The following is a 15,641-nucleotide window of genomic DNA, read 5'->3' as shown; positions in this document are numbered from 1 at the left end:
TATTCTGTATCATCAAGCGGAGGTTTAGGAATGAAAGTTGCTCATATTGCGTTATGGACTACTGATCTGGAAAAGCAGGCTATTTTCTGGCGAGATTTCTTCGGCGGCATAGCTAATGAAAAATATAGCAGTCTAAATAACCCGGGTTTTGAATCCTATTTCATTCAATTAAACCAAGGGCCAGCTATTGAGTTGATGACCAAACCGGGCCTCGAAAAACAGCAACAAACGAATAATAGGTGCGGCTGGGCGCATCTGGCTATATCAGTAGGAAGTAAAGACGCAGTAGATAAACTGGCTTTAATGGCAAAAGAAAAAGGAATTTTAGTCGGCGCACCAAGATTTACTGGCGATGGCTATTATGAAGCAATAATCGAAGATCCGGATGGCAACCTAATAGAAATCGTAGCTTAATTATTAATATTAAGAAACTCAGCAGCTTTTTTGTTTTTAGCGCTCACGTCGGTCAAAAAGGCGCGAGCGCTCTGTTTGTAGTCTCAAATCACTGTAACCCACGTTTTTCCATCAATACTGCCAGATCAACCAGATGGTTAGAGCCCCCCCACGCATTGGCGTGGACTTTTTATTTCATAATGTCTCAAGTCTTCGGCCCTATGTACATTAATAAGCACTTGAGCCTTGTGTTTATCCCGCTTGCTAATATCACTCAATTATTAATAAAAACCTTGTTTGGCTTTTGAAGCTTATAGATCAAATGTTAATATAGGTAACTGAGGGTGTTTGATATTTTTATAACAAAGGATGCGTTTTGAACACTAAAAGCAGAATACGGTTATGGCCAGGGTTGGCATTATATGCAATGACTATTTTGCTATTAGCTGGGTGCTCAAATAAATCCAGTCGTGATTATGCAAAAGTACCCAAAGGCAGTTATAGCGACAAATCCTATACCGTTAAACGGGGCGATACTCTCTATTTTATTGCCTGGATCAGTGACAGCGAAGTGAATGACCTTGCTCGTATCAATAAACTCAGCCCACCCTATCGACTGGAGGTCGGGCAAAAACTACAACTTAACAGTACGACCTCGCGCGGGCGTTTGACATCTAACAAGCAAAAATCTTCAAGCTCCGCAATTGTGAAATCAACCCCACCGCCGGGTGCTGGGGGGTGCTGGCGTTGGCCAACCAATGGCCAGATAATATCGAAATATTCCTCCGCAGATGGCGGCAATAAAGGAATTGATATTACGGGTAAACGCGGACAACCCGTATACGCCTCAGCCAAAGGGCGTGTGGTATATGTCGGAAATCAACTTCGAGGTTATGGAAATCTCATAATGATTAAGCATGGTAATGACTTCATTACGGCTTACGCCCATAACGACACTATGCTGGTGAAAAATGCACAGGATGTGAAGGCGGGTCAGAAAATAGCCACCATGGGGAGTTCGGGAACCGACTCTCTGATGCTGCATTTTCAAATTCGTTACCGAGCGACGGCACTTGATCCATTGCGCTATTTACCCGCGCAAGGGACCACACCAAAATGTTAATCTACCTGCCTCATAACCTATTCTCAGTTCTCTGATAGGCAAAAGGCCCCGATCGGGGCCTTGATTTTCAAGCAAAAAACGCCATTACGCCAGCACTTGTTTCACAAATGCTTTTATCTCTTCAACTTGGCAGTTATCGAAGAAACACTGTTGGAAGCGCTCACCACTAACGGCGGTTTTTAGCAACTCTGGATCGATAGCACGCAATGTATCCAGGTAGTTTTCTTTCACAACTGCTGCTTTAACTTGATTCAGAATGCCCGCGTTACGGACTTGTGGCTCTTTACGATCCAGTGGGTAGCCTTCACCTTTCACGCCAGTAAAGGCTTTCTCAAAGATGTAACGCACGTTTAGTTCCGCACCCCAGCCAAAACCTTTGGCGAATGGCAACGCCAGTGCGTTACCATTGTTAACTTGAGCGAACAAGAAAGCATCCGTAGGGTCGATACAATAGCCGCACAGAACACCAGGATGAATGTTTAATGACATCATCGCGCCCTGGCCTGTGCCACAGCCGGTGATAACAAAATCGACGGCTTTAGAATTAAGCAGGATGCTGGCCATAATTCCCAAATGAACATAAGTCAGATGATGGTCATTCTCATCACTCATACCTACGTTGTATACCGGGTACGCTTTTTCTGAGGCTACGGCGTTCAGCTCTTTCAGGATTATGGCGTTTTTCGTTGCCTGACTGTTTTCCATCATCAGTGCAATTTTCATTATGTTCTCTCCGATTTGGTCAATGAAACCGAGTCCATTGAATGTGTAGTTTGGTTTAATTATAGCGAAGATAGCATTACCAAAACAACATTTCAATTTTAATGAAAATTAGTTCTACCCAAGTCACACATCAGGATGTCTTTGGCTGAAAAGTCCCCATTTTCATTTTATCTCTGCCCAGAGAGTGCGTCAGTTGAAAACCTAAAACAAAGCCGCACGATGTCAATCGCACGGCTTCATTGTCACAATGAATAATTTATTTACGTCATCTTAGTGATGTAGCATCTCGTGAACAATCTCATTTTTGCCCGCAGATATCGGATAAAATGTTGGCCAATTCTCCATTTCTTCGAGAAGCTGTGCTTGTGACTCATTCCCCATATAAATATGAAAATGATGTGATTTCTGTGGTTCAATAATGTGGTCACTAAATTGAACATATTTAGGTGCTTTGGAATGAGTATCTTTACACTCAAACAAATAGCGTACACCTTTACTTCCTGATTTATAGTGCATTATTTTAAAACCAGAGTAAGTATATTGGCAGGAATTAACAGCGTCAGTGGTATGAAAATCAATCGTGTTATTCTCAATGCCAATCATGTTGATATCTGTGACATAACCTTTTTTATAATATTCCCGATATTGCTCCACTGTTTTGTCTTTATTCTTCTTGGCTTTATCAACCAATACCGGGTCTAAATCCCCGCTCAATAGATAGGGATAAATAGATTGCCAGACACCATCCCAATCACTTAGCGCTCTATTCATGACATTCTTATCTGCAAAAATACCTTCACTGGCTTTGCGAGCAGCATCGGATGGTTGATGGTCTTGGCTATGGCTACCGTGGGCAAATAAAGTAAAACTAGTCAATGATGCACAAATACCAAGGGCAAGTATGGATGAATTGTTAAGCTTTTTCGGCATGTTTACCTCCTGCGGATGACTGAATATGTTATGTTATATCATTTCATATCCAGTCATCAATAAACATTCGAAATCACTCATTCACCACCAATAACTAGCGTTTTTTACGATTACGGTGCATATCGATAGCCACTGCGCTAACAATAATTACCCCTTTGATAATGTCTTGGATGTATGAATCCACACCAATGAAAGTAAAGCCGCTCTTGATCAATCCTAAAATCACCGCACCAATCACCGTGCCGGTAATTCTCCCAACCCCACCCATAAGACTACTACCGCCAATAACAGCAGCGGCGATTGCATCCAGCTCATATGACTGCCCCATACTGGACTGCCCACTACTTACACGTGCAGCCAAAACTACACCTGCCAGCCCTGCCAATCCCCCAGCAATGGTATAAACCGCAACCAGGTATTTATTAACATTAATACCAGAGACCTTGGCGGAAATCATATTTCCACCAATCGCATATACATATTTACCATAGCGGGTGTGTTTCAGAGCAATATGGAAAACGACTGCCACAACTAAAAAGATAATAACCGGCATTGCGCCTTGACCAATGGCGGTAAAATCATCGGAAAGAAAACTGACTGGATTCCCTTTGGTGTAATACTGAGCAAGCCCTCGGGCTGATACCATCATCCCCAAGGTTGCAATAAACGGCGGGATCCCGGTACGGGTAATCAGAAATCCATTAATAAAACCACAGACAATTCCCACCCCTATCCCTGCTGTAATAGGAATGGCCGCAGGCAAATCCAATAAATGCGGATACATCGGGGAAATACTGTCAGATGTTTGTGCCAAGCTTGCAGCAACCACTGCAGTTAATGCAATTAAGGAGCCAGAGGATAGATCAATACCGGTAGTAATGATGACCTGTGTCACACCCACCGCGATAATGCCTATAATTGCCACCTGCAATATAATGAGTAATAAGCGATTAGGATTTAATAAAAATGATTGATCGCGAATAAACCAACCAAGAATCTCAAAAATTAATGCTATACCGATCATGACAATAAAAATGCCGGTATCTTTAGGTAGTTTACCTTTTAACCCGGATATGACCGACTGTTCCTTTATCGATTCATTTATCAGAGATTTTTCAGTTTTAACATTATTCATTATTGTTACCTTCCAGCAATTATTCAGAGGCCAATGCCATGATTTTCTCTTGGCTGGCATCTTGCTTATCTAATATCCCCGTAATGTGACCTGCATGCATGACCATGACTCTATCACTCATTCCGAGAATTTCAGGTAATTCAGAAGAAACCAAAATAATGGCAACACCACGGTTTGCCAGCTCACTAATTAAACGATAAATTTCGGATTTGGCCCCAACATCAATGCCACGAGTCGGTTCATCAAGAATAAGTATTTTAGGCTGAGCTAATAGCCAACGCGCGATTAATACTTTTTGCTGATTTCCACCACTTAAGTTATTAATTATTTGATCCATAGTGGGGGTTTTAATATTTAATTTTTTAATTTGCTCCATGCAGTCTTGTGCCATTTGCCCATGACTGACAAAACCTTTCTTATTAATATATTCAGAAAGATTAACAATACTCATATTTTCGACCACTGACAGCACTAAGAAAAGCCCTGACTTCTTACGGTCTTCAGTCAAAAAAGCCAACCCTTGCTCAATAGCTTTTGAGGGAGAATCAATATTAACCGGCAAGCCTTCAATGAAAATATCGCCGCTATCTGCCGGATGCATACCAAATAGACTTTCCATTACTTCACTACGGCCTGCACCGACTAACCCGGCAACGCCCAATATTTCACCTCGTTTAAGAGCAAAGGAAATATCACGGAACAGACCGTCGCGCCGTAACCCGTTAACTCTAAGGACTTCCTCCCCAATATTATTATTAAACTTTGGAAACATATGAGTCAGTTCACGGCCAACCATCATGGTGATTAACGACTGTTTTGTCAGATTAATGGTTTTATCTGTAGCAACAAAAACACCATCGCGAAAGATACTGACTTCATCAGTAATTTCAAATATTTCATCCATTTTATGACTGATATAAATAATACCTTTACCTTGTGCCTTTAACTCATTAATTATTGCAAACAAGTGGAAAACTTCGCCCTCGGTCAAGGCTGATGTCGGCTCATCCATTATTAATACATCAGCATCATAGGAAACTGCCTTAGCAATTTCTACCATTTGTTGACTGGCAATATTTAATTCGCCTACGACCATCTCTGGTTTTAATTTTATATTTAGGTATTGTAATAACTCTCGTGTTTTACTGTTTAGTAAATCATGATTAACTAACCCATAGTGAACAGGTTCCCGACCTAACCAAATATTTTCCGCAACCGTCATATGTGGAACTAAATTCAACTCTTGATGAATCATTGCAATGCCAGCATGAAGAGCATCCAATGTATCGCTAAAGGAAACAACTTCGCCTTTTATTTTTATCGTGCCTTCATCAGGGTGATATATCCCAATCAAGCACTTCATTAGTGTTGATTTCCCTGCTCCATTCTCTCCCATTAATGCATGGACACTGCCGGGTTTTATTTTAATGCCCACTTTATTCAGTGCTTTGACACCTGGAAATTGCTTGCTGATGCCTTCCGCCTCGAGAATGTAAGGATACATATTATTATCTCCATCTTCTCAACACCTTCACTTTGGGAATGCCGAATTTATTAAATTAATAATAAACTCGGCACTTTACATAAATTAAAATAGAGCTAAATATATTTTATTGCGTGTGATTTTTTGAAAGACATTACTCTAATCCAAACAATCCATTAGCTAATTGCTCATAAGGAATGGTTTCGACCTTATTTTTTGTTTTTATTCGCGAAGTCTTGATAATTGTCTTTTGTGATTAGCTGATAAGGGATCATTACGCTACTTTCTACTTTCTGACCTGAGGCTAGCTTAATGGCAGTATCTACTGCGCCTTCTCCTTGTCCCTTAGCATCTTGGAAAATACTGGCGTTAAGATCCCCTTTCTTAATAAATTCAAGCGCATCCGGTGTCCCATCAATACCCCCTATCACCACACCTTTTTTCTTCGCTTGCTTTAAAGCCAGAATAGCACCAATGGCCATTTCATCATTATTTGAAGCAATCGCGTCTATTTGCTGGCCAGACAGTATCCAATCGGTAGTAACATCAACAGCCTCTTTGCGGAAAAATTTTGCCGTTTGTTTATCAATAATATGAATATCTGGGTACTGAGCCGCAACTTTCTCTACCCCTCTGGTTCTATCCCGGGTTGCCTCACTGGAGAGTTCCCCCATAAGAATCATAACATTGCCTTTGCCTCCCATCAGTTTTGCCAGTTCTTCCATTTGTAGCCGCCCTGCAAGTTCAGAGTCAGAACCTACATACGCCATACCCGCAGGTAAGGTAATTTCAGGCCGGCGATTCACAAAAACTAATGGGATTTTGGCCTGTTCCGCTAACTTAATCATTGGCTTCACGCCTTGCGTATCCACCGGGTTCAGAATAATGGCATCAACTCCCTGACTAACAAAATTTTCTACCTGCTGAATTTGTTGAGCAATATCTCCTTTCGCATCTTCGAATTGCCCTGAAACATTGCCTTCTTCTTTCATTTTATTTTGCATGGCCTGACGCAATATCGTCAGGAAATTATCATCGAAGTAAGCCATGGAAACGCCAATTTTAAGGTCTTTAGCATAAGCGCCCAATGGCAACATACAGATAGCGAGTGAGGTAATAATGATTTTTTTCAGCTTCATTGATCTATGCCCTTCAATAGTGGAATGCTTTAACATGTTGAGGCCTATGTAATGAAAGTAATTTTTTACAACTGCTTAACTCCGCGCATTGTAAATATCGCTATCTTAGGCTTCTCAATGCGCGTCCCGTGAATGCAATCGCCCCATCCTCGGTTTATGATTTACAAAATAATATTTAAAAACAATTAGTTAATCACAACTCCATTTTATCTAAAATTTCACACCCTCTTTTTAAATATTTATTTCATAATTAAGATTATTGAAATTTTTGATACCAAACAACCGAAATGTGTGTTTTGTATCGAGCAAATAACAAAACTATGACAGGGATCTAACAAATGAGTTAAATTTAAGCATGAGCAATTGAAGGAATGCAGATTTTACTAACAGAAATGTTGGCTGTAGAGGAGCTATGTCTGGGAGGAAAAGAATGAAACAGAATAATAGCCAGATTACTCAGACGGTTATTTCCATAATAATCATATCAAATAAGCTATATAAATTAATAGATTACGATAATTCTCTCAAGGTATAGGGCTGTTGGTTACTCACGCGAACCCAACTTCTCGCGTTATCACAGAGCTTTAATCAAATGAGCCTCATCCTTGAAACTCAGCTAATATCTAAGCAACAGATACATTTCAAATGGGTTGTCACCACGATTCGAAATATATTGGATATATTGCCAAACTCTGAGATGAAAATTCTCAAAGTGATGCGTATTTATCTCTCAGGAAACAAATCAACCCACAACAAACAACTATCGCTAGCCAGTGGTTGTAATTGCCCGACCTTGATTGCAGGTAGCCACCAACATCCTTGTGAAGCGGTTATTTCATGTGTTTCTGTGTGATTAATTAGCCATTTTCCCTTCACTACATAAACCAACCCACCATGAGAAACAGGCAGTTCTTGCGCAGCACTAATCGGCGTAACTGAAGCCTGCCAACAACCTCTTCGGGTCATAATATTAAAATCTTGGCTGCTCCCCCCCAGTAATTGCGCATGAATAGGAATATCACCAGGGAAAGCAAAGGGTTGTAGTGGCTGCGAAAGTGTATGTGCTTCCCAATTGGGGCTAGTGAGTACCACTCCATCGCCGGAAAGCAAGGTAATGGAGCGGTCAATATCAGGGAATACTGAGAACCGGCCATCTTGTTCAATCGTCGCTATACTGGCACGCCAGGCAAAATCATCGCCCCCTACTGGCCAACATGCGATTTCGCGTGTTTCACCACCGCCATTTCGCCAGCGGCTAACGGGTAAGCTGGCAAAATCGAAAAGAGTAAAGCTCATCAGACCTCCTGTTGACAGGCTTTCAGTACAGCCAGAAAATCCTGTGCGGATTGCTGTTGCATGGGGTGATATCTATCCACTATTACCGCTTTTCCCGCCACATAAACATCCCGAATTTGCGATTTATCCCCCGCAAATAGCCACCGATTCAGTAAAGATGACGATTCTGTGCCAGCAATATAAGGATCCTCGCCATCCAAGACTAACCAATCCGCACGATAACCTTCAGCCAAGTGACCAATTTTGCTGGCACAGGCTTGCCGCCCCCCTGCTAAAGCTTGGCTATAAAGCAAATCTGCCACTGCAGAATGTTTCTCATTGGTCAGTCGATTACGACGCTGGTCACGCAGGCGTTGCCCATATTCCAACCAACGTAACTCTTCAACTACATCTAAAGAAACATGGCTATCAGACCCTATTCCCCATCTTCCGTGGTGTTGTAAATAATCTACAGCAGGGAAAATACCATCGCCTAAATTAGCTTCTGTTGTGGGGCATAATCCAGCCACAGCCTGACTCTTAGCCAAACGTATAAGTTCCGATTCATCCAAGTGCGTGGCATGAATAAGACACCAGCGGCTATCAACGGGCAAATTTTCATATAGCCAAGTAACCGGCCGCTGACCGCACCAGGCCAGGCAGTCATTCACTTCTTTTTGCTGTTCCGCAATATGGATATGCACCGGTAACTGTTTATCTGAAGCATGCAAAATCGTTTGCATCTGGTCGAGCTCTACGGCACGCAACGAATGGAAGCATAACCCTTGATTTTGCAAAGGTTTATTTGCTAATTGCTGACGGATAACTTGCTGCTGTTTGAGATAACTTTCGGTATCTTGTATAAAACGACGCTGCCCCTGCTGAGCAGGTTGTCCACCAAATCCCGCATAACTGTATAAGACAGGTAATAAGGTCAACCCTATTCCAGCCTCTTGCGCCGCCTGACTTAGTTGTGACGTCATCTCACCGGGGTCACTATAAGGGATGCCGTCAGGGCCATGATGCAAGTAATGAAACTCTGCGACTTGGGTATAGCCACCTTTTAGCATTTCGATATACAACTGGCGGGCAATTACCCCGACCTGGTCAGGAGTTAACTGCTGTACTAACCGATACATTAGGTCTCGCCAAGTCCAAAAACTGTCTTGTGGATTGCCTGCCACCTCCGCTAACCCTGACATCATGCGCTGGAAAGCATGAGAGTGAAGATTCGGCATTCCTGGCACTATTGGCCCAGGTAAAATCTGACAACCAACATCACTGCCGCCGATAACAATGCGCTGAATACTCCCCTGTTCATCGACAGTAATCTGTACGTCAGCTGCCCATCCATCGGGTAAAAAAGCACGTTTGGTAAAATAGACTGGCATAGCGATATCCCAATATTTTGTTCAGAGTCAAACGCGCTGAACCGCAGCAGCGTCAATTAATTAAACTACTTACTTGTATATACATATACACTGGCTAACTTCAACCGTAGAATTAGCATCATAACTTTCCTATTTGATGAGGCTAACGCCGTGGCGGAACAACCAACGGTTTTACAATTGAGTGCCGCAATGGACGATACTCCAGCACCCATTTACCAACGGGTAAAATTGGCCATCATCCGCCAAATCAAGACCGGAGTCTGGCAACCCCATCAGCGAGTTCCTTCAGAAAGTGAGCTGGTTGCGGAATTGGGGGTCAGTCGCATGACCATCAACCGAGCGCTACGCGAGCTTACTAATGAAGGTTTCCTCATTCGCATGCAAGGTGTCGGTACTTTTGTTGCTGAAGCCAAAGCACACAGTGCCTTACTTGAAGTCCATAATATTGCTGACGAAATCACCGCCCGCGGTCATCGGCACAGCAGTAAAATACTGCAACTAGAAGCACGGTCAGCCAGCCCTGAAGAAGCCATTGCTTTAGGTATTCAGCCCGGTCAACAACTGTTCTTCTCCCAAATTGTTCATTATGAAAATGACGTTCCTATTCAAGTCGAGAACCGTTGTGTCAATCCAAGTACCGCTCCTGACTATATGAAACAGGATTTCAACCAGATTACGCCTTACAGCTATCTCACCCAGGCAGCCCCACTTACTGAAGGTGAACATATTGTTGAAGCCGTGATCCCAAATCCAATCGAGCGCCAATTGTTGCAACTCAGTGAACATGAACCTTGCTTATTGATTCGCCGCAGAACTTGGTATGGAAAAGTGATTGTGACGGCTGCGCAACTGCTCTATCCAAGTTCTCGCTATCAACTCTATGGTCGTTTTACCGCACAAGGCACTGTGACGTCCTGATCAATTTTATTTCTCTGCAAGAACTGCGAAGTGTTACGCAATTGTTTAAATCCCTATCTTGCCGACAGTGAATTTATGCGCTAGGTTGTCCATGATTGTATATACAACTTAAATTTTGGCATTCTTAGGAGTCAGATGGTGTCAACAATTCACTGCGACAGTTTGTGGTACGGTGCCGATATCGTAACCATGCGTGGAGGGAAATATCACCTGATACCTCAAGGCGCAATGGCGGTTACTGACGGTAAAATAGTCTGGATTGGGCCATATAATGAACTGCCCTCAATTAATGCTGCAAGAGAAGTTGTCTATCAAGGTGGCCTGATAACCCCTGGATTAATTGATTGCCATACCCATCTGGTTTTTGGCGGTGATCGCAGTGCTGAATTTGAGCAGCGCCTCAATGGCATTAGTTATGCTGAAATTGCCGCCAATGGTGGCGGGATTGCCTCAACGGTAAGAGCAACACGAGATACCAGTGAGCAGCAATTGCTAGAACAAGCGTTATTTCGCCTAAAGCCTCTACTTGCTGAAGGAGTAACCTGCATTGAAATTAAATCCGGTTATGGCCTTAGCCTTGAAAGTGAAATGAAAATGCTGCGCGTTGCCCGCAAACTGGGTGAATTATTGCCTGTTACCGTTAAAACAACCTGTTTGGCTGCGCATGCGTTGCCCCCTGAATATGCAGGGCGGGCGGATGAATATATTGATTTTGTTTGTGATACTCTCATTCCGCAAGTCGCTACTGAAGGTTTAGCCGACGCCGTTGACGCATTTTGTGAGCATTTGGCTTTTTCCCCCGCACAAGTTGAACGTGTATTTTTAGCCGCGCAACGCATGGGCTTGCCCGTCAAACTGCATGCTGAACAACTTTCCGCACTTCACGGCAGTACACTGGCGGCGAAATTTAATGCAATGTCAGCGGATCATCTTGAATATGCAATGGAATCAGATGTTCAGGCTATGAGCCACGCGGGCACTGTCGCGGTATTACTCCCCGGAGCCTATTACTTGTTACGGGAAACACAATGCCCTCCGATTGCGCTTTTTCGTGATTATAATGTGCCGATGGCATTAGCCAGTGATGCCAATCCGGGAACATCTCCAGCACTTTCCCTGCGTTTGATGCTCAACATGGCATGCACATTATTCAAGATGACACCGGAAGAAGCTCTGGCCGGAGTCACTTGCCATGCAGCTCAAGCTCTGGGGCTACAAGATTCTCAGGGCACACTTGAAACTGGAAAACTGGCTAACTGGGTTCATTGGCCATTATCACGCCCAGCCGAACTGGCCTACTGGCTCGGCGGTCAACTGCCTGTTTCTGTTGTTTTCCAAGGAGATGTTCGTCAATGATGAATCTAACTGACCCGTTGAGTTTCCATGCTGGAGAACTGCCTTTATTAATTAGTATTCCACATGCAGGAACCAGATTAACGCCCGTCGTTGAAGCTGGGCTGACAGAGGCGGCTCGTCCTCAATCTGATACTGATTGGCATATTCCTCGCCTCTATGATTTTGCCCGCCAAATGGGGGCCAGCATAGTTATCGGCAATTACTCCCGTTTGGTGGTGGATCTGAATCGTCCAGAGGATGATCAACCGCTCTATACCTCGGCCACTACCGGTTTATTCCCCGAAACATTATTTGATGGGCGACCTTGCTTCGTGGCAGGTAAAACACCCTCACCGCAAGAGCGCCAATCTTATCTGTTGCATATTTGGCATCCTTACCACCAGCAGCTTCAATCAGAACTGGCGCGCCTTAAAACCAAATTTGGCTATGCATTACTGTTAGATGCACACTCGATTGCATCGGTGATTCCACGATTATTTGATGGGAAGTTGCCGGATCTTAATTTTGGTACTAACAGTGATGCCAGCTGTTATCCATTATTAAGCAAAAAATTGATTGAATGCTGCGAGCAGCAGTCCACATTCAGTCATGTATTGAATGGGCGCTTTAAGGGTGGGTATATAACGCGGGCATATGGACAGCCACAGAATCATCAACATGCAGTACAACTTGAGTTAGCGCAGTTGAATTATATGTCTGAAACTGAGCCTTATTCCTATCAGCCAGAGCGGGCAGCGCAATTACAACCATTATTACAACAATTGGTCCACACTATGCTGCAATGGGGTGAAGAACACTACCCGCGCTGATGTGTCGCAATCTTCTGCTTGCTCATGATGTTAATGTTTGAAATGCAAAAAAGGCGGGTTATCCCCGCCTTTTAAATTCACCTAATTCCGACACAGAAAAGGGCAATATTACTGCTTAAATTAACTTAGAAACGGTAAGTTAAGTTAACTGCAACAGTGTCATCGGTACCCAGACCCAGTGGATTGTTGTCTGAATCCAGCAAGTTAATCTGGTAATCAACATAGGTATACATGTTTTTGTTGAAATAGTAAGTCACAGCGATGTCGGCATATTTCAGCAAGTCTGCATCACCCACAACGGCCAGGTCTTTACCTTTAGACTGAATATAAGCGATTGATGGACGAATACCATTTTCGAATTGATACTGAGCAACCAATTCTACGTTCTGGGTTTTGTTGGCAATCAGTGCTTTATATGGAGTCATGTTCAGCGTTTCACCATACATTGCAGCCAGGTAAACCTGGTTTGCATCATATTTCAGTGAAGTTGCCCATGCTTGAGCTTTATCACCGGTAGCGCTGTCAGCCAGTGTTTTCTGACCCAGAGTACGGTTGGAAGATGAGTATGCAGCTACGAAACCAACACCACTGCCTTCGATGTCTTGATAATCAACAGACAAACCGAAACCGTCGCCATTAGCTTTCTGAAGCGAACGTCCATTTTGGCTGGTATTGCCTTCATCGTTACGGCCCTGATACTGAGCTGCAACGTTCAAGCCTTTTACCATACCGAAGAAATCGGTGTTACGGTAAGTTGCCAGACCAGTTGAACGACCGGTCATGTAGTTATCGGTGTAAGCGATTGAATCACCGCCGAACTCTGGCAGCATATCGGTGTAAGACAGCGCATCATACACAACGCCGTAGTTACGGCCGTAATCGAAAGAACCAAATTCAGCAAATTTCAGACCAGCAAAGCCCAAGCGGGTTTTATTGCCTTTATCGCCTTGAGCTTCAGCATTGTTGGCTGCCGCTTGGTATTCCCACTGGCCGAAACCGGTCAGTTGGCTATTAATTTGTGTTTCGCCTTTAAAACCGAAACGAACATAAGTCGCATCTGAATTATCATGTTTTGTGAAGAGGTATTTAGCGGCTACGCGACCATAAAGATCCAGCTTATTGCCGTCTTTATTATAAATTTCTGCTGCATTTGAAAGTGCCGGAACCATACTTACGGTGACCGCTAAGGCCAGTAAACTGCGCTTCATCATTATTTTTCCTTTAAATTTTAATAAAACTAACCCTCGGGCCAAATTAATTTTTCGGCCTCGTAAAAGTTAACTTTTAATTTTTTTATAGTTACCTGTCTTGTAAAGCGAATAGACATTATCATTAAGAGCGAAAAGTTAAAACGTTAAAATTGAAGTTATATAGGTATGGTTAGGCAATTAATTGTAACAAAATATTATTATTGGAACTTTTCATAACCACTTGATTATCATTGTTTTTACGTAATTACATATAACCAAAATAGTGCATAAGCACCAAAATAGTGCACATTAGTTTCAATTTGTTTCTTTTTTGTTCTATTCTTCCCTACTGTTTGTAACATGCAGATGATTTCACACTCTTAATGCGATTTTTATATATTCAAAGCAATGGATTGGCTATTTAAAATGCAAATGGTAAAGATATGAATGTCACTTTTGGTGCAATTGATAAAAAAACAAAACATCAATAACACTAATTGATTTATGAGGGAATTTGCCTTTGGTTGTTTAGTCATTAGAGTGGTTTTAATAAATGGCCTTTTCTTATTGAAGAATATAATGCATCACCCCTCAATAAAGCGCAGAAAAAATGAGCTACTATTGCTAGTCGCCCATTTTCCACAGACTAAAAGCCATATAAATCTTAAAATTTAACTTAAGGGGAAGTCACCGTGGTGATGTTAACGTGGGTTATTATCTATTACGGTATTAGTAATGTAGCCTTATTTATATTCTGGGGAGCTCATGCTCTGCCATTTGTACCAACATGATCCCAGCGCGTAATCCCAACGCAACTTGTGGATTAGGAAATAAAATCCACTCGTACTTATGTTCAACCCGATAATCCTCATTAGGTTGTTCTGCCATTAATGTGCCTTGCGTAAATCGAGTGAAATTCAAGGTGTCATCCGCTACCCACAATCTAAAATCCTGGTGTTGTTTTAGCAGCGATTTCACCACACGATAAAATATCGTGGTGCCCGCAGAGCGCTTAGGTAGCTGTCCACCACTGACTAATGCACGTAACCCAGCAATAATCATACTAAATTGTTCAAACTGGTTTTCGCCAAAGGGCAATGCTTTACCCAGCTCCAGTGTGCAACTCGCGGCCTGACAGTGCTCACTACTAAAGTGCGCAAAAGTTCCCCCCGCTGAGGTATGCATCACTAATGCATCTAATTCAATATCCTGTAACCAACCTAGCATGGCTGATGAGTAAGGGGTTGGCTGATAAGGAAGTAAACCAAAACGGGTATGGTGAGAGGCTCGAATTGCGGTATGTAAATCATAATGCAGCCGTATTGATTGAGGGTCAGCATCAAAAAACTCAATCACATGTTGCTCCAGAGTTTCAGCCCGCCGAGTTTCGTCACAAGGTGAGTAATGCCGATGACGCCCGCCAAACATGCGGTTGATATCCGCCGTGAGATAGCGCGCAGCAGAACGAATTGCCGGCGGATTACCGTAAATCACTAACAGCCGTATTACCAATGGCAGTTTGCCCGCTAATAAATCTGATACTAATTGATTAAGAATCTCAATTGGCGCGGTTTCATTGCCGTGGATACCGGCCGATAACACCACTGACTGAGTGTAGCCGCCATGAGGTGTTAGCATCAGCAGCCCTTCCCCCAGCCATTGCCACTTAAGGTTTGCCGTTTCGCCACCGGGGGTTGGTGGTGGATTGCCCATGAGTGTCATTGACAGGAAATCTTGCATTGTTACCCTTCCATTCACAGTAGGTATTGGCTTGCT

14 protein-coding genes are annotated in these 15,641 nt (G+C 43.0%); 5 read left to right on the top strand and 9 right to left on the bottom strand.

The annotated features are described in order from the left end of the window. Positions 1-30: 30 nt before the first annotated feature. Entirely contained in the window at positions 31-414 is a 384-nt protein-coding gene (locus tag YROHD0001_RS07050) for a VOC family protein (RefSeq protein ID WP_004715181.1), read from the top strand. 373 nt (positions 415-787) lie between these two features. Then, complete coding sequence (gene actS, locus YROHD0001_RS07055) at positions 788-1,516, top strand: amidase activator ActS (RefSeq protein WP_032817114.1); 729 nt, start codon at positions 788-790, stop codon at positions 1,514-1,516. A gap of 84 nt (positions 1,517-1,600) precedes the next feature. On the opposite strand, the gene YROHD0001_RS07060 is transcribed toward actS, so the two are convergent. From YROHD0001_RS07060 to YROHD0001_RS07085, 7 genes are all read right to left on the bottom strand, one after another. After that, positions 1,601-2,239 carry an RpiB/LacA/LacB family sugar-phosphate isomerase gene (locus YROHD0001_RS07060; protein ID WP_004715177.1) on the bottom strand — a complete coding sequence of 213 codons (639 nt, stop codon included), beginning with the start codon at positions 2,237-2,239 and terminating at the stop codon, positions 1,601-1,603. Positions 2,240-2,509: 270 nt separating this feature from the next. Next, a complete protein-coding gene (gene zinT / locus YROHD0001_RS07065) occupies positions 2,510-3,169 on the bottom strand; it encodes a metal-binding protein ZinT (RefSeq protein ID WP_032817107.1) in 660 nt (219 codons plus the stop codon). Between the two features lie 94 nt (positions 3,170-3,263). After that, complete coding sequence (locus YROHD0001_RS07070) at positions 3,264-4,304, bottom strand: ABC transporter permease (protein ID WP_004715175.1); 1,041 nt, start codon at positions 4,302-4,304, stop codon at positions 3,264-3,266. 19 nt (positions 4,305-4,323) lie between these two features. Further along, entirely contained in the window at positions 4,324-5,808 is a 1,485-nt protein-coding gene (locus YROHD0001_RS07075; RefSeq protein ID WP_004715174.1) for a sugar ABC transporter ATP-binding protein, read from the bottom strand. Between the two features lie 188 nt (positions 5,809-5,996). Continuing rightward, complete coding sequence (locus YROHD0001_RS07080; RefSeq protein ID WP_004715173.1) at positions 5,997-6,926, bottom strand: sugar ABC transporter substrate-binding protein; 930 nt, start codon at positions 6,924-6,926, stop codon at positions 5,997-5,999. Between the two features lie 723 nt (positions 6,927-7,649). After that, entirely contained in the window at positions 7,650-8,222 is a 573-nt protein-coding gene (locus tag YROHD0001_RS0118055; protein WP_032817106.1) for a HutD/Ves family protein, read from the bottom strand. Next, on the bottom strand, positions 8,222-9,592 hold the full coding sequence (locus YROHD0001_RS07085) for a formimidoylglutamate deiminase (protein ID WP_004715172.1): 1,371 nt from the start codon (positions 9,590-9,592) through the stop codon (positions 8,222-8,224). The genes YROHD0001_RS0118055 and YROHD0001_RS07085 overlap by 1 nt, the downstream gene beginning before the upstream one ends. A 150-nt stretch (positions 9,593-9,742) precedes the next feature. On the opposite strand from YROHD0001_RS07085, the gene hutC reads away from it, so the two are divergent. The 3 genes from hutC (at position 9,743) to hutG (ending at position 12,675) form a co-directional block, all read left to right on the top strand. After that, positions 9,743-10,510, top strand: a complete 768-nt coding sequence (gene hutC, locus YROHD0001_RS07090) for a histidine utilization transcriptional repressor HutC (protein WP_004715171.1) — start codon at positions 9,743-9,745, stop codon at positions 10,508-10,510. A gap of 135 nt (positions 10,511-10,645) precedes the next feature. Beyond that, on the top strand, positions 10,646-11,866 hold the full coding sequence (hutI, locus tag YROHD0001_RS07095; protein WP_032817105.1) for an imidazolonepropionase: 1,221 nt from the start codon (positions 10,646-10,648) through the stop codon (positions 11,864-11,866). Beyond that, a complete protein-coding gene (hutG, locus tag YROHD0001_RS0118050; protein WP_032817113.1) occupies positions 11,866-12,675 on the top strand; it encodes an N-formylglutamate deformylase in 810 nt (269 codons plus the stop codon). The genes hutI and hutG overlap by 1 nt, the downstream gene beginning before the upstream one ends. 125 nt (positions 12,676-12,800) lie before the next feature. Here the strand turns inward: hutG and YROHD0001_RS07100 are convergent, their stop codons facing one another. Beyond that, on the bottom strand, positions 12,801-13,886 hold the full coding sequence (locus YROHD0001_RS07100) for a porin (protein WP_032817103.1): 1,086 nt from the start codon (positions 13,884-13,886) through the stop codon (positions 12,801-12,803). 726 nt (positions 13,887-14,612) lie between these two features. Then, complete coding sequence (astE, locus tag YROHD0001_RS07105) at positions 14,613-15,605, bottom strand: succinylglutamate desuccinylase (protein ID WP_004715168.1); 993 nt, start codon at positions 15,603-15,605, stop codon at positions 14,613-14,615. Positions 15,606-15,641: the final 36 nt, after the last annotated feature.

The sequence above is a fragment of the Yersinia rohdei ATCC 43380 genome (assembly GCF_000173775.1).
In the GTDB taxonomy this organism is placed as follows: domain Bacteria; phylum Pseudomonadota; class Gammaproteobacteria; order Enterobacterales; family Enterobacteriaceae; genus Yersinia; species Yersinia rohdei.
The sequence above is the reverse complement of the archived record's forward strand: the minus strand, read 5'-3'. Positions and strand labels throughout refer to the sequence as shown.

Coding starts and splice junctions, on each gene's coding strand:
- YROHD0001_RS07075 (WP_004715174.1), bottom strand. CDS start 5,808: ATGTATCCTTACATTCTCGAGGCGGAAGGCATCAGCAAGCAATTTCCA.
- YROHD0001_RS07080 (WP_004715173.1), bottom strand. CDS start 6,926: ATGAAGCTGAAAAAAATCATTATTACCTCACTCGCTATCTGTATGTTG.
- hutG (WP_032817113.1), top strand. CDS start 11,866: ATGAATCTAACTGACCCGTTGAGTTTCCATGCTGGAGAACTGCCTTTA.
- hutI (WP_032817105.1), top strand. CDS start 10,646: ATGGTGTCAACAATTCACTGCGACAGTTTGTGGTACGGTGCCGATATC.
- YROHD0001_RS07050 (WP_004715181.1), top strand. CDS start 31: ATGAAAGTTGCTCATATTGCGTTATGGACTACTGATCTGGAAAAGCAG.
- astE (WP_004715168.1), bottom strand. CDS start 15,605: ATGCAAGATTTCCTGTCAATGACACTCATGGGCAATCCACCACCAACC.
- zinT (WP_032817107.1), bottom strand. CDS start 3,169: ATGCCGAAAAAGCTTAACAATTCATCCATACTTGCCCTTGGTATTTGT.
- YROHD0001_RS0118055 (WP_032817106.1), bottom strand. CDS start 8,222: ATGAGCTTTACTCTTTTCGATTTTGCCAGCTTACCCGTTAGCCGCTGG.
- YROHD0001_RS07100 (WP_032817103.1), bottom strand. CDS start 13,886: ATGATGAAGCGCAGTTTACTGGCCTTAGCGGTCACCGTAAGTATGGTT.
- YROHD0001_RS07060 (WP_004715177.1), bottom strand. CDS start 2,239: ATGAAAATTGCACTGATGATGGAAAACAGTCAGGCAACGAAAAACGCC.
- YROHD0001_RS07085 (WP_004715172.1), bottom strand. CDS start 9,592: ATGCCAGTCTATTTTACCAAACGTGCTTTTTTACCCGATGGATGGGCA.
- YROHD0001_RS07070 (WP_004715175.1), bottom strand. CDS start 4,304: ATGAATAATGTTAAAACTGAAAAATCTCTGATAAATGAATCGATAAAG.